Annotated in this window: 13 protein-coding genes; all 13 read right to left on the reverse strand. The window is 61.1% G+C overall.

Annotation, left to right across the window (positions count from 1 at the left end; all coding sequences use genetic code 11):
- Positions 1 to 2: 2 nt before the first annotated feature.
- The 13 genes from nuoJ to BFQ04_RS25295 all read right to left on the reverse strand — a co-directional run bounded on the left by nuoJ (position 3) and on the right by BFQ04_RS25295 (position 14,766).
- Entirely contained in the window at positions 3 to 506 is a 504-nt protein-coding gene (nuoJ, locus tag BFQ04_RS25235) for an NADH-quinone oxidoreductase subunit J (RefSeq protein ID WP_065894936.1), read from the reverse strand.
- 9 nt (positions 507 to 515) lie between these two features.
- Positions 516 to 1,064 (reverse strand): NADH-quinone oxidoreductase subunit NuoI, encoded by a 549-nt coding sequence (gene nuoI / locus BFQ04_RS25240; RefSeq protein ID WP_003174725.1) that lies wholly within the window; start codon positions 1,062 to 1,064, stop codon positions 516 to 518.
- A gap of 11 nt (positions 1,065 to 1,075) precedes the next feature.
- Positions 1,076 to 2,083 carry an NADH-quinone oxidoreductase subunit NuoH gene (gene nuoH, locus BFQ04_RS25245; protein WP_065953133.1) on the reverse strand — a complete coding sequence of 336 codons (1,008 nt, stop codon included), beginning with the start codon at positions 2,081 to 2,083 and terminating at the stop codon, positions 1,076 to 1,078.
- Complete coding sequence (nuoG, locus tag BFQ04_RS25250) at positions 2,080 to 4,794, reverse strand: NADH-quinone oxidoreductase subunit NuoG (protein ID WP_065953134.1); 2,715 nt, start codon at positions 4,792 to 4,794, stop codon at positions 2,080 to 2,082. The genes nuoH and nuoG overlap by 4 nt, the downstream gene beginning before the upstream one ends.
- Before the next feature lie 136 nt (positions 4,795 to 4,930).
- Entirely contained in the window at positions 4,931 to 6,289 is a 1,359-nt protein-coding gene (gene nuoF / locus BFQ04_RS25255; RefSeq protein WP_065953135.1) for an NADH-quinone oxidoreductase subunit NuoF, read from the reverse strand.
- Positions 6,286 to 6,783 (reverse strand): NADH-quinone oxidoreductase subunit NuoE, encoded by a 498-nt coding sequence (gene nuoE, locus BFQ04_RS25260; RefSeq protein WP_003232080.1) that lies wholly within the window; start codon positions 6,781 to 6,783, stop codon positions 6,286 to 6,288. Before nuoE ends, nuoF begins: the two co-directional genes overlap by 4 nt.
- A gap of 2 nt (positions 6,784 to 6,785) precedes the next feature.
- Complete coding sequence (nuoC, locus tag BFQ04_RS25265; protein ID WP_057721785.1) at positions 6,786 to 8,570, reverse strand: NADH-quinone oxidoreductase subunit C/D; 1,785 nt, start codon at positions 8,568 to 8,570, stop codon at positions 6,786 to 6,788.
- A 72-nt stretch (positions 8,571 to 8,642) separates the two neighbouring features.
- Positions 8,643 to 9,317, reverse strand: coding sequence for a NuoB/complex I 20 kDa subunit family protein (locus tag BFQ04_RS25270; protein WP_003174719.1), 675 nt, complete (start codon positions 9,315 to 9,317; stop codon positions 8,643 to 8,645).
- Positions 9,318 to 9,327: 10 nt separating this feature from the next.
- Positions 9,328 to 9,741, reverse strand: a complete 414-nt coding sequence (locus BFQ04_RS25275) for an NADH-quinone oxidoreductase subunit A (RefSeq protein WP_003192109.1) — start codon at positions 9,739 to 9,741, stop codon at positions 9,328 to 9,330.
- 656 nt (positions 9,742 to 10,397) lie between these two features.
- A complete protein-coding gene (aceA, locus tag BFQ04_RS25280; protein WP_010458877.1) occupies positions 10,398 to 11,723 on the reverse strand; it encodes an isocitrate lyase in 1,326 nt (441 codons plus the stop codon).
- A 493-nt stretch (positions 11,724 to 12,216) separates the two neighbouring features.
- Complete coding sequence (locus tag BFQ04_RS25285; protein ID WP_065953136.1) at positions 12,217 to 12,954, reverse strand: secretin N-terminal domain-containing protein; 738 nt, start codon at positions 12,952 to 12,954, stop codon at positions 12,217 to 12,219.
- A 230-nt stretch (positions 12,955 to 13,184) separates the two neighbouring features.
- Complete coding sequence (locus BFQ04_RS25290; RefSeq protein WP_065953137.1) at positions 13,185 to 13,607, reverse strand: GNAT family N-acetyltransferase; 423 nt, start codon at positions 13,605 to 13,607, stop codon at positions 13,185 to 13,187.
- Complete coding sequence (locus BFQ04_RS25295; protein ID WP_065953138.1) at positions 13,600 to 14,766, reverse strand: ribosomal protein uL16 3-hydroxylase; 1,167 nt, start codon at positions 14,764 to 14,766, stop codon at positions 13,600 to 13,602. Before BFQ04_RS25295 ends, BFQ04_RS25290 begins: the two co-directional genes overlap by 8 nt.
- Positions 14,767 to 14,801 lie beyond the last annotated feature (35 nt).

Raw genomic sequence — 14,801 nt, forward strand, 5'->3', positions numbered from 1 at the left:
CGTCATTGCTCCTTGGCTTCGTTGCGGCCCAAGTGGAAGGCGGTGATGGCTGCGGCGAGCAGCAGCATCGACGCCAGTTCGACCACCAGCAGGTACGGGCCGAACAGGCTGACGCCGACGGCTTTCGCGTCCACGGTGGTGTGGCCGATGGCCTGGCCGCTCTGGTGAGCGAACAGCACATACAGCAGTTCACCCAGCAGCAAAGCTGCGAGAATCACCGGGCCGAGCCAGATGCCGGGCTTGAGCCAGACGCGTTCCTGGGCGACCGAGGCCGGCCCCAGGTTGAGCATCATCACCACAAACACGAACAGCACCATGATGGCGCCGGCGTAGGCGATCACTTCCAGTACACCGGCGAACGGTGCGCCGAGGGCAAAGAAGGTCATTGCCACGGCGATCAGCGAAATGATCAGGTAGAGCAGGGCGTGCACGGGGTTGGTGTTGGTGATCACGCGAAGCGTGGACACCACTGCAATACCCGATGCGAAATAGAAAGCGAATTCCATCTTTCTTCCTTAAGGCAGCAAGCTCTTCACGTTGATCGGCTCGGCTTCGTTTTGTGCGGCGCCTTTGGGCTTACCGGCAACGGCCATACCTGCAACACGATAGAAGTTGTAATCAGGGTTTTTACCGGGACCAGAGATCAGCAGATCTTCTTTCTCGTACACCAGGTCCTGACGTTTGAACTCGGCCATCTCGAAATCCGGCGTGAGCTGGATCGCGGTGGTCGGGCAAGCTTCCTCGCAGAGGCCGCAGAAAATGCAGCGCGAGAAGTTGATGCGGAAGAAGTCCGGGTACCAGCGACCGTCTTCGGTTTCAGCTTTCTGCAGGGAGATGCAACCCACCGGGCACGCCACGGCGCACAGGTTGCAGGCTACGCAACGCTCTTCGCCATCGGGGTCGCGGGTCAGTACGATGCGGCCGCGATAGCGCGGCGGCAGGTACACCGCCTCTTCCGGGTATTGCAGGGTGTCGCGTTTGCGAAAGCCGTGACCGAACACCATCACCAGGCTTCGCAACTGGGTACCGGTACCCTTAACGATGTCGCCAATATATTTGAACATGGGTCAAATCCTCACTGAACCGCGGCAGCCGGCGTGTTCAACAACACGACGGCAGCCGTCACCAGCAAATTGATCAGGGTCAGCGGCAGGCAGAATCTCCAGCTGAAATCCATCACCTGGTCATAGCGCGGGCGCGGAATCGAGGCGCGCAGCAGGATGAACAGCATGATGAAGAACGCGGTCTTCAGGAAGAACCAGAAGAAGGCCAACTGCGGCAGGATGCCTAACGGGCCATGCCAGCCGCCGAAGAACAGCGTGACCAGCAGGGCCGAGATCAAGATGATGCCGATGTACTCACCGACGAAGAACATGCCCCACTTCATGCCGGCATATTCAATGTGGTAACCGTCGGCCAGTTCCTGTTCCGCTTCCGGCTGGTCGAAGGGGTGACGGTGCGTCACGGCCACGCCCGCGATGAAGAAGGTACAGAAGCCAAAGAACTGCGGAATGATGAACCACAGGTTCTGTGCCTGGTACTCGACGATATCGCGCATGTTGAACGAGCCAACCTGCACCACGATGCCCATCAGCGCCAAGCCCATGAACACTTCATAGGACACGGTTTGCGCCGAGGCCCGCAAGCTGCCCAGCAGGGCAAACTTGTTGTTGCTCGACCAACCGGCGAACAACACCGCATACACCGACAGGCCGGCCATGGCAAAGAAGAACAGCAAGCCGATGTTCAAGTCCGCCACGCCCCAGGTCGGGGTGATCGGGATGATCGCGAAAGCGATCAGCAAGGCGCTCATGGCCACGACCGGCGCCAGGGTGAAGATCACCTTGTCGGCAAACGGCGGAGTCCAGTCTTCCTTGAAGAACATTTTCAGCATGTCGGCCGCGATCTGGAACATGCCGAACGGACCGACGCGGTTCGGACCGTAGCGGTCCTGCCACCAGCCCAGCAGGCGACGTTCGACGAAGCTGAGCAGGGCGCCCGCCACGACCACGGCCAACAGGATCACGATGGCCTTGACCACCGAGATGATCACGTCGATCACTTCAGGAGTGAACCAAGTCATTGCGCTGCCTCCTGCAGACCGTCAACGGTGTGGCCAAAGATCGCGGGAGGAATACCGGCGAGGCCTTTTGGCAGTGCAACCAGGCCGGCGCCCAGCTCATCGTTGATGCGCAGCGGCAGACGCAAGGTCTGGCCGGCTACGCTCAGGCTGAGCAGGGCACCGTCGTTGACGCCCAGGCGGTCGGCTTCGGACTTGGCCAGCGACACATAGGCGGCCGGAATGCGTTCTTGAACCGGCGCGGCCTTGGAAGAGGTCTCTTCGCTGCCGAACAGGTGGAAGAACGGCACGACCTGCCAGGTGCCCGGCGCCGGGTTGAACGGACGCGGTACCGCAGCAAACCAGTTCAGCGAGTCACCGGTGCTTTCGATCAGGCGGGTGCCCGGGTCGCCAGCGCGGATGTGACCCCCGACTTCGTCCTGGAACTTGTTCCAGGCCTGCGGCGAGTTCCAGCCCGGCGACCAGGCGAACGGCACCTGCTGACGCGGTTCGGCCGAACCCGAATAACCTTCCATGGAGAAGGCGAACGCGGTGTCGATGTCTTGCGGGGTACGCGGCTCATGCACGCTGATGTCGGCGCGCATGGCGGTACGACCGGAATAACGCAACGGTTCACGCGCCAGTTTCAGACCCTTGATGCGGAACGCGGCGGACGGTGCAGCATCGACGATGCGTGCCAGTTGCGGCGCGCTCGCGGCGGTAGCAGCGGTGACGTGGTCGAGCTGGGTCCAGTCGATCGGCTGGTTCAGCAGGGTGGCGCGCAGGGCGTGCAACCAGCGCCAGCCTTCATGCACCAGGATGCTGGCGTCCATGTACTTCGGATCGAACACCTGGAAGAAACGCTGGGCGCGGCCTTCCTGGCTGACCAGGGTGCCGTCGCCTTCGGCGAAGCTGGCAGCCGGCAATACCAGGTGCGCACGCTCGCTGGTGGCGGTCTTCTGGTGGTCGGCGACGATCAGCACCTTGGCGGCGTTGAGCGCAGCGTCTACCTTGGCTGCAGCGGTGCGGGTGTACAGGTCGTTTTCCAGCACGACGATGGCGTCGGCATTGCCGTCGATCACCGCTTGCAGCGCGGCATCCACGGACTCGCCGCCGAGCATGGCCAGGCCGAGGCTGTTGGCTTCCGGCACGACCAGGCTGATGGAGCCGTTCTTGTCGCGCAGCTTCAGGGCCTTGGCGATGTTGGCGGCGGCTTCGATCAGCGCCTTGGAACCCAGGGAGGTCCCGGCAATGATCAATGGACGCTTGGCCGCCAGCAGGGCGTCGGCGATGCGTTGGGCCAGTTCCACGGCTTCAGTGTCCAGGCCTTCGACGGCCGGTGCGCTGGCGTCCAGGGCGTGGGCCACGGCGAAGCCGAGGCGGGCCAGGTCGTCCGGTGCGGCGTGGACGCATTCTTCGGCGATGTCGTCGAGCTTGGTTTCAGCCAGGGACGCGATAAACAGCGGGTTCAGCGCGTGCTGGCCGATGTTTTTCACCGCAGCGTCAAGCCACGGCTGTACGCGCATGGCGTCGGCCATTTCTTCGGCCTTGCCTTTGACCGATTGGCGCAGCGACAACGCGATACGTGCGGCGGTCTGGGTCAGGTCTTCACCGAGCACGAAGATCGCATCGTGATCTTCGATGTCGCGCATGTTCGGCACTGGCAGCGGGCTGTCGTTGAGCACTTGCAGGACCAGGCGGATACGCTCCAGCTCGCCGGCTTCGATGCCGCTGTAAAAGTGCTCGGCGCCGACCAGTTCGCGCAACGCGAAGTTGCTTTCGAGGCTGGCCCGGGGCGAACCGATACCGACGATATTACGGCCGCGCAACAGGTCGGCGGCTTTATCCAGCGCCGCGTCCAGGCTCAGTTTGGCGCCATCGGCCAGCAGCGGCTGGCGTGGGCGGTCTTCGCGGTTGACGTAGCCATAGCCGAAACGGCCGCGGTCGCACAGGAAGTACTGGTTGACCGAACCGTTGAAGCGGTTTTCGATACGGCGCAGTTCACCGTAGCGCTCGCCCGGGGAGATGTTGCAACCGCTGGAGCAGCCATGGCAGATGCTCGGGGCGAATTGCATGTCCCACTTGCGGTTGTAGCGCTCGGAGTGAGTCTTGTCGGTGAACACACCGGTCGGGCAGACCTCGGTGAGGTTGCCGGAGAATTCGCTCTCGAGCACGCCGTCTTCAACGCGACCGAAGTACACGTTGTCGTGGGCGCCAAATACGCCGAGGTCGGTGCCGCCGGCATAGTCTTTATAGAAGCGCACGCAGCGGTAGCAGGCGATGCAGCGGTTCATCTCGTGGGAAATGAACGGGCCGAGGTCCTGGTTCTGGTGGGTACGCTTGGTGAAGCGATAACGGCGCTCGTTGTGACCGGTCATCACCGTCATGTCTTGCAGGTGGCAGTGACCGCCTTCCTCACAGACCGGGCAGTCGTGGGGGTGGTTGGTCATCAGCCATTCGACCACGCTGGCGCGGAACGCTTTGGATTCTTCATCGTCGATGGAGATCCAGGTGTTGTCGGTGGCTGGGGTCATGCACGACATGACGATACGACCACGGGTGTCGTTCTCGTCGGTGTATTGCTTGACCGCACACTGGCGACAGGCACCGACGCTACCAAGCGCGGGGTGCCAGCAGAAATACGGGATGTCGAGGCCGAGTGACAGACATGCCTGTAACAGGTTGTCCGCCCCATCGACTTCGAGCGCTTTGCCGTCTACGTGGATAGTGGCCATGGTTCAAAGTTCTTCGTTGGCCCGTTGTCAGCGGGCGTGGCTAATGGAATCTTGTTATTCATGTGCATCTACACAGCCATCAAGGCGTCCGCACATGAGAAAAACGAAGGGCACGGACCCTTCGCTTCTTTAAGCGCTACGCACCGACCATGGTCGGTGATACCACCTGAGTGAGTTCGCCCGCGCGGGTTGGCGCGATGCCGGCCTCGAATTCAGGGCGGAAGTATTTGATTGCGCTGCCCAATGGCTCCACGGCGCCCGGTGCGTGAGCACAGAAGGTCTTGCCTGGGCCGAGGAAACCCACCAGGCCGAGCAGGGTTTCGATATCACCCTCGCGGCCTTCGCCGTTTTCCAGGGCCATCAGCAACTTGACGCTCCACGGCAGGCCGTCGCGGCAAGGGGTGCAGAAACCGCAGGATTCACGGGCAAAGAATTGCTCCATGTTGCGCAGCAACGAGACCATGTTCACCGTGTTGTCGACCGCCATCGCCAGGCCGGTGCCCATCCGGGTGCCCACCTTGCCGATGCCGCCGGCATACATTTGTGCATCGAGGTGCTCGGGCAGCAGGAAGCCGGTGCCCGCACCGCCTGGCTGCCAGGCTTTCAAGGTGTAGCCGTCGCGCATGCCGCCGGCGTAGTCCTCGAACAGCTCGCGCGCGGTGACGCCGAATGGCAGTTCCCACAGGCCCGGGTTCTTGACCTTGCCGGAGAAGCCCATGAGCTTGGTGCCCATGTCTTCACTGCCTTCACGGGCCAACGATTTGTACCAGTCCACGCCGTCGGCGATGATCGCCGGCACGTTGCACAGGGTCTCGACGTTGTTCACACAGGTCGGCTTGCCCCACACGCCGACGGCGGCAGGGAAGGGCGGCTTGGAGCGCGGGTTGGCGCGGCGGCCTTCGAGGGAGTTGATCAGTGCGGTTTCTTCACCGCAGATGTAACGCCCGGCGCCGGTGTGCACAAACAGCTCGAAGTCGAAGCCCGAACCCAGGATGTTCTTGCCCAGCAGGCCCGCCGCCTTGGCTTCGGCCACGGCACGGTTGAGGTGCTCGGCGGCGGTGGTGTATTCGCCACGCAGGAAGATATAACCCCGGTAGGTTTTCAGCGCGCGTGCGCTGATCAGCATGCCTTCGATCAGCAGATGGGGCAGTTGCTCCATCAGCATGCGGTCTTTCCAGGTGTTGGGCTCCATTTCATCCGCGTTGCATAGCAGGTAGCGGATGTTGATGGATTCGTCTTTGGGCATCAGGCCCCACTTCACGCCCGTGGGGAAGCCTGCACCGCCGCGGCCTTTGAGGCCGGCGTCCTTGACGGTCTGGACGATATCGTCCTGGGCCATGTCGGCGAACGCCTTGTGCGCGGCGGCGTAGCCGTTCTTGGCCTGGTATTCGTCGAGCCATACCGGCTCACCGTCGTCACGCAGGCGCCAGGTCAGCGGGTGGGTCTCGGCCGAACGCTTGATCAGGTTGGCCGGGCCGAAGGAAGTCAGGGTCATGGGTAGCCCTCGAGCAATTGGGTCACGCCAGCAGGCTGTACGTCACCGAATGTGTCGTCGTCGATCATCAACGCCGGCGCCTTGTCGCAGTTGCCCAGGCAGCACACCGGCAGCAGCGTGAAGCGGCCGTCGGCGGTGGTCTGGCCCAGGCCGATACCCAGCTTGGCCTGGATCTCGCTGACCACGGACTCGTGGCCACCGATGTAGCAGACCATGCTGTCGCACACGCGGATGATGTGGCGGCCCACTGGCTGGCGGAAGATCTGGCTGTAGAACGTGGCCACGCCTTCAACGTCGCTGGCGGGGATGCCGAGGATCTCGCCGATGGCGTAGAGGGCGCCGTCCGGCACCCAGCCACGTTCCTTCTGGACGATCTTCAAGGCCTCGATTGACGCCGCGCGCGGGTCTTCGTAGTGATGCAGCTCGTGCTCGATGGCCGAGCGCTCGGTTTCACTCAAGGTGAAACGGTCTGTCTGGATAAGCGTGCTGTTCATGCTTAGCGGTCCACGTCGGCCATAACGAAATCGATACTACCCAGGTACGCAATCAAGTCCGCGACCATCTCGCCTTTGATCACCGAAGGGATCTGCTGCAAGTGCGGGAAGCTTGGGGTGCGAATCCGGGTGCGGTAGCTCATGGTGCCGCCATCGCTCGTCAGGTAATAACTGTTGATGCCCTTGGTCGCTTCAATCATCTGGAAGGACTCGTTGGCCGGCATCACCGGGCCCCACGAGACTTGCAGGAAGTGCGTGATCAGGGTTTCGATGTGCTGCAGCGTGCGCTCTTTGGGCGGCGGCGTGGTCAGCGGGTGATCCGCCTTGTACGGGCCGGCCGGCATGTTGCGCATGCACTGCTCGATGATCTTCAGGCTCTGGCGCATTTCTTCGACGCGCACGATGCAACGGTCGTAGGCGTCGCCATTGGCCGCCAGCGGGACTTCGAATTCGAAGTTCTGGTAGCCGGAGTAGGGGCGCGCTTTACGCAGGTCGAAGTCGCAACCGGTGGAACGCAGGCCGGCACCGGTGACGCCCCATTCCAGGGCCTCTTTGGTGTTGTATTGCGCGACGCCGATGGTACGGCCCTTGAGGATGCTGTTATCCAGGGCGGCCTTCTGGTACTCGTCCAGACGCTTGGGCATCCAGTCGATGAATTCCTTGACCAGGCGCTCCCAGCCGTTCGGCAGGTCGTGGGCCACGCCGCCGATGCGGTACCAGGCCGGGTGTAGGCGGAAACCGGTGACGGCTTCGATGACCTTGTAGGCGCGCTGACGGTCGGTGAAGGTGAAGAACACCGGGGTCATGGCGCCGACGTCCTGGATGTAGGTACCCAGGAACAGCAGGTGGCTGGTGATGCGGAAGAACTCGGCCATCATGATGCGGATGGTGTCGACGCGATCCGGCACCTTGATACCGGCCAGCTTCTCGACCGAGAGCACGTACGGCAGGTTGTTCATCACGCCGCCGAGGTAGTCGATACGGTCGGTGTAGGGGATGAAGCTGTGCCAGGATTGACGCTCGGCCATCTTCTCGGCGCCACGGTGGTGGTAGCCGATGTCCGGCACGCAGTCGACGATTTCTTCGCCGTCCAGTTGCAGGATGATACGGAAGGCACCGTGAGCCGAAGGGTGGTTCGGGCCCAGGTTGAGGAACATGTAGTCCTCGTTGGTGCCGGAGCGCTTCATGCCCCAGTCTTCCGGGCGGAAGCGTGCGGCCTCTTCTTCAAGCTGCTGCTTGGCGAGGGTCAGGCTGAACGGGTCGAATTCGGTGGCGCGGGCAGGGTAGTCCTTGCGCAGCGGGTGACCTTCCCAGGTCGGCGGCATCATGATGCGCGTCAGGTGCGGGTGGCCTGGGAAATCGATACCGAACATGTCCCAGACTTCGCGCTCGTACCAGCTGGCGTTCGGCCAGATACCGGTCACGGTCGGGACGCTCAGGTCGCTCTCGCTCAGCGCGACCTTGATCATCACGTCGCTGTTACGTTCCAGCGACATCAAGTGATAGAACACGGTGAAATCGGCGCCGCTCGGCAAACCCTGGCGCTTGGTGCGCAGACGCTCGTCCACGCCATGCAGGTCATAGAGCATGACGTACGGCTTGGGCAGATTGCGCAGGAAGCTCAGGACTTCGACGAGCCTGGCACGCGCCACCCACAGCACCGGCATACCGGTGCGTGTGGCCTGGGCGGTGAAGGCATCAGGGCCAAAACGGTTATTGAGTTCGACAACCACATCCTGGTCGTCTGCCTTGTAAGGCGGGATATACAGAGCACTGCCTGTAGTCATGGTTTTTTATCGCTTTCGGTCAACGTAAAGAATGAAGCCAGGTTTTCGTTCTATGAAAAGAAGCGGGCTGGATCAGACTTCGTCGGGGCTGCGCAGGTTGGTGACTGCGATTCGCTGTTCGCGGCGCTGTTCCTTTTGGGACGGCATCTCGGCGCGGTACACGCCTTGATCACCGACGACCCAGGACAACGGGCGACGCTCCTTGCCAATCGATTCCTGCAACAGCATCAAGCCTTGCAGGAATGCTTCGGGGCGGGGCGGGCAGCCAGGCACGTAGACGTCCACGGGCAGGAACTTGTCCACCCCTTGAACGACGGAGTAGATGTCGTACATGCCACCGGAGTTGGCGCACGAACCCATGGAGATCACCCATTTCGGTTCGAGCATTTGCTCATAGAGACGCTGGATGATCGGCGCCATCTTGATAAAGCAGGTACCGGCGATAACCATGAAATCCGCTTGGCGCGGTGATGCCCGGATAACTTCGGCGCCAAAGCGCGCGATGTCGTGGGGCGCCGTGAAGGCGGTGGTCATTTCCACGTAGCAGCACGAAAGGCCGAAGTTGTACGGCCACAGGGAGTTCTTACGCCCCCAGTTGACCGCGCCACTCAGCACGTCTTCCAGCTTGCCCATGTAGATGTTCTTGTGGACTTGGTCTTCTAACGGATCGGAAACGGTTTCCCGCTCGCCGATGGGGTACTGCTCGTTAGGAGCATCCGGGTCGATCCTGGTGAGATTGTATTGCATCGCCAAAGCCTCATTGTTTCAGCTTCGCTTGCCGCTTGCGACGAGCTTCCGGAGCCCAGTCAAGGGCGCCCACTCGGAACAGGTAGACAAGACCTGCCAACAGAATTGCTATGAAAACGAGAGCTTCGACGAATCCGGTCCAGCCGCTTTCGCGGACGGACACAGACCAGGCAAAGAGAAAGAGGGCTTCGATATCGAAGATCACGAAGAGCATCGCGACCAGATAGAATTTGGCTGAGAGCCGCAAGCGGGCGCCACCTGTAGGTAGCATGCCGGACTCGAACGGTTCGTTTTTGCTGCGGCCCCAGGCTTTTGACCCGAGGAGGCTGGAGACGCCGAGCATGAAGGCGCAAAGCCCCACAACACCGAGGAGGAAAATGGCAAAGCCCCAGTTGTGGGCCATGAGTCCTGTCGCATCGGTCATGCTGGAAATCCTTAACAGAGAGCAAAGGTCTCTGAGCTCGAAAAAGTAACGATGCAGTGACGATATGTCGCACTGCAATCAATCGCGATGATTTTATGGCTAAACACCGGGCAAGTAAAATTCCTGTGGCGAAATTATTCGGTGGAATAAGCACATAGTGCACCTTAATGGGGCTGTAGCCCTTGCAGCGCGGGCATTAGCGGGCTTTTTATCAAATGTGTTTTGTTTAAGCGGTAACGAAGTTTTCTCATTCCAAATGATAATGAATATTGTTTGCGTGGGGTTTAAGCGAATGTTTCTCGTGTCGCGCGGGAAGTTGCCGTTACTTGGTTGAGTGTCGCTTAGTTGATGGAGCGGATTTTTTAACTGATTTGATCCGGACAGATACCGCTCTGGATCAATGTTTTGCGCACAATCGTCAAATTGCATGCAATCCCCTGTGAGCGGGGGCTTGCCCCCGATTGCCGAGTGTCAGTCAGCACATCTGTTGCTTGATCCACCGCCATCGGGGGGCAAGCCCCCTCCCACATTGGTTCGGGGTGCGTCAGTACATGGTGTGCAGGCAAAAAAACGCCCCGAACCAGTCGGGGCGTGATGGGTGTGCGGCACTGCGGTTAGGTCTTCCCTGGGGCCGCAGTGGCCGTGTACTCGGTCACTCAGTGGAACTGCTCTTCCTCGGTCGAACCGGTCAGCGCGGTCACGGACGAGGTGCCGCCCTGGATCACGGTGGTCATGTCGTCGAAGTAGCCTGTGCCCACTTCCTGCTGGTGCGCCACGAAGGTGTAACCCTTCGATGCGTCAGCAAACTCTTGCTCTTGCAGCTTCACGTAGGCGGTCATGTCGTTGCGGGCGTAGTCGTGCGCCAGGTTGAACATGCTGTGCCACATGTTGTGAATGCCGGCCAGGGTGATGAACTGGTGCTTGTAGCCCATGGCGGACAGTTCGCGCTGGAACTTGGCGATGGTCGCGTCGTCCAGGTTCTTCTTCCAGTTGAAGGAAGGCGAGCAGTTGTAGGACAGCAGTTGGTCCGGGTATTCCTTCTTGATCGCTTCGGCGAAACGGCGGGCCTCGTCCAGGTCCGGCTTGGCGGTTTCGCACCAGATCAGGTCGGCGTACGGCGCGTAGGCCAGGCCACGGGCGATCGCCTGGTCGAGACCGGCGCGCACTTTGTAGAAGCCTTCCTGGGTGCGTTCGCCGGTGACGAATGGCTGGTCGTACGGGTCGCAGTCCGATGTCAGCAGGTCAGCGGCGTTGGCATCGGTGCGCGCCAGGATGATGGTTGGCGTGCCGGCAACGTCGGCCGCCAGGCGGGCAGCGGTGAGTTTCTGTACGGCTTCCTGGGTCGGAACCAGTACTTTGCCGCCCATGTGGCCGCATTTTTTCACCGAAGCCAGCTGGTCTTCGAAGTGCACGCCGGCAGCGCCCGCCTCGATCATGCTCTTCATCAGCTCGTAGGCGTTGAGCACGCCGCCGAAACCGGCTTCGGCGTCGGCCACGATAGGGGCGAAGTAGTCGATGTAGCCTTCATCGCCCGGACCTTTGCCGGCTTTCCACTGGATCTGGTCGGCACGACGGAACGAGTTGTTGATGCGCTTGACCACGGTCGGCACGGAGTCCACCGGGTACAGCGATTGGTCGGGGTACATGGATTCAGCGGAGTTGTTGTCCGCTGCCACTTGCCAGCCGGACAGGTAAATCGCCTGGATACCGGCTTTTACCTGTTGCACTGCCTGGCCGCCAGTGAGGGCGCCCATGCAGTTGACGAAATCTTTGTCGGGGCGGAAGGACGGCTTGGCACCTTGGGTGACCAGGTTCCACAGCTTCTCGGCGCCGAGTTTTGCAAAGGTGTGCTCAGGTTGGACCGAGCCACGCAGGCGGACGACGTCAGCAGCGGAATAAGCGCGGGTCACGCCTTTCCAGCGTGGGTTTTCAGCCCAGTCTTTTTCAAGGGCTGCAATTTGCTGTTCGCGTGTCAGTGCCATGGGGAAAAACCTCGTCGCATAGGTCTAGGTGGAAAATTCCATTTGCCAGCCGCGTAATGAGTACGTGGTGATGGCTGCTCGCTGACCAGAAGCTCAGGCGGTCAAGCCGGGTTCGGCGGGGAGGGCGACGGGATGAACGATGGCTCAAGGCGGAGTTGAGCAGGTAAGGGCAAACTGCGAACGGTCTTCGGGCATCGTGGGCCTTGGTACGATCCATCAGTGTGTAGCCGGGTTACCTGGTTGGCTTCCGTCCCTCGGGACAACTTCGTTCCAGTCGCAACCTCGTCAAACACACCTTGTGGGCGGTACAGACACGAATCGGCTCAGGTGGGTAGCTTGGAGCGACGATCCGAAGGCCCTTGCCAGGGCCCCTGATTAGCGGGAGCGAGGCCATCATGCCCATGCTTTTTTGGATCGTCAATTGGTTTGTAGTGCTTTTTTTAAAGCACTACATCTTTGGTCTAATACGACTCGCCAGTCAGTTTTTGGTGCTTCAGTTCAGCGTGTCGACCTTGACCCTCACCGTCAGGTCATCGCGGCCCTGAGTAGAGTAGCTGCGGGTTGTAGCGGATTTATCAGCCTGGGTCTCACGGTTGATGCCAGCCAGGGAGATCCATTCGCCCAGGCGGCCACTGACGCTTGTGTCGGTGCTTTGCACGTTCACTACATCGGGCCGTTCCTGGCTCATGCGGTCACGGTTGGTGCTGATGGCCAGGTGAACGGTCTCGCCGGTGACGCTGGCGGTCACATAGAAACCCTGGGTGACGTTGCGATACTGGGTCTGGTTCTGCAGGCGCCCGTAACTGTCCTGCTGCGTGGTGGTCAGCGGTACGCTCTGGCCGACCTGGATCAGCGCGGGCACGCCTTCGCTGGCCTGGATCTGCTGAATGCCACCCTCGCGGCTGGTGGTGCCGTAGCTGATGATACGGGTCTGGCTGTCGCCGCTGTTCTGCTGGTTGTTTTCGTTGGTGTCGACGGTGATCAGCAGGCGCTTGGCTGGTGTGTCGAGTTGAGATAGCAGGGTGCGCAGGCCCTCTATCTTCGCAGGGTCGGCGTTAACGATAAGCTGGTTGCCGTAGGCACTGACGGTGCCATCCTTGCCGATGAAGTTCTGCGCCACGGGCAGCAGGTCGGTGCTGGTGCGGTTGCTCAGGTTGACCACTTCGGTGTCGGCCACGGCCGAGACGCTGGCAGCCAGGAGGAGGGCGGTGAGCAGGGTGCGTAGGGACATGTCCGTTATCTCTGCGAGTCAAAGGCTGGATAGTGCCAGTTTGTCGGCCCGGCGGGTCGCAAGTTGAATACTAGACAGCAAAATGCCCTGGCAAGGCAGGGCATTTTGGGGGGGTGCTGAAATAGTCATCGGGGGCAAGCCCCCTCCCACATTTTGACCGAGTCAATTCCTTGGAGTGCGGTCAAGTGCGGGAGGGGGCTTGCCCCCGATAGCGGCGATGCGGTCTCGGATCAGTCCCCGCGTACCATATCCACATGCGGAATCCCGACTTCCAGGAATTCGTCACTGACGATCCTGAAGCCCAGGCGCTCGTAGAACGGCGCCGCATACACCTGGGCACTGAGGAATTGCCGGGTCTGGCCGCGCTTCTCGGCCACGCCGATCACCGCCTCCATCAGCTTGTCGCCGACCTTCAGCCCGCGCCAGTCCTTGAGTACCGACACGCGACCGATTTCGCCGCTTGGCAGCAGCCGAGCGGTGCCGATCGGGAAATCACCTTCGAACGCCAGAAAGTGCATCGCACCGGCATCGTCCGCGTCCCATTCCAGCTCGGGTGGAACCGATTGTTCAGCGATGAATACCGCTTCACGAATGCGCCGAATCTCGTCGATATCCTTTCGCCAGTCCGCGACACTTACGTGAATCCTATTCATCGGCAAACCCCAGGCTGCCTTGCTTGACCAATTCGCACAGCAGGTCGCGGCCGTCTTCGTCCGCTAGCCAATCGCCGAGGTTCTCGCTGTGCAGGGCGTCTGCCGAACACACCAGTTTCAACAGTTCGCGCAGTTTGCCCGGCAGGTAACGGCTCTGGCCGCTGGCGAACAGCAATACGTCGTCGTCCACTTCCGACCAGGCCAGGCGTGCACTCGGGTTGCGCACCAGGATTGCGCCGTCTTGCAGGCTACTGATGAAGTCGTCCTCGCCCAGCTCTTCGCCTGCCACCAGCTCCGGGTAGCGCGGTTCGGTCATGAACTGGCCGAACCAGGTCAGCAGCATGCGCTCATCGCTCATGTGCTCGGCCAGCAGGCTCTTGAGGCGATCCAGCGCATCGCTTTGAATCTGATGCGGGTCGCTGACCGGCTGGGCGTCGGCATCGGTGTAGCGCTCTTCGTCGGTCAGGTACTGGCTGAGGAAGTCGGTGAAGTGGGTCAGCACCTCGGCGGCGCTCGGTGCGCGGAAGCCTACCGAGTAGGTCATGCAGTCGTCTTCGGCAATGCCGAAGTGCGCCAGGCGCGGCGGCAGGTACAGCATGTCGCCCGGCTCAAGCACCCATTCGGCGCTTTCTTCGAATTCGGCGAGGATGCGCAAGTCGGCGTGCTGCAGCAGCGCACTTTCAGAATTGCACATCTGGCCGATTTTCCAGTTGCGCTTGCCCTGGGCTTGCAGCAGGAACACATCGTAGTTGTCGAAGTGCGGACCGACGCTGCCACCCGGCGCGGCGAAGCTGATCATCACATCATCGATGCGCCAGCTTGGCAGGAAGCGGAAGTGCTCGAGCAGCTCGGCGACTTCCGGCACGAACTGATCCACCGCCTGTACCAGCAGGGTCCATTCACGCTCGGGCAGGGTGCTGAAGGCGTCTTCGGCGAACGGGCCGCGCCGCAGTTCCCACGGACGCTCGCCGTGTTCGATCACCAGGCGCGACTCGACTTCTTCTTCCAGGGCCAGGCCTGCCAGTTCGTCGGCGTCGATCGGGCTTTCGAAGTCGGGGATGGCCTGGCGGATCAGCAGCGGTTTCTTCTGCCAGTAGTCGCGCAGGAATTCCCGTGCCGTGATGCCGCCCAGAAGTTGAAGAGGGATATCAGGATTCATGTGTAACCTATTGAAAAAAAGCACTTTTAAGCCAG

This window comes from Pseudomonas sp. 37 R 15 (genome assembly GCF_900004865.1).
Classification (GTDB): Bacteria; Pseudomonadota; Gammaproteobacteria; order Pseudomonadales; family Pseudomonadaceae; genus Aquipseudomonas; species Aquipseudomonas fluorescens_AM.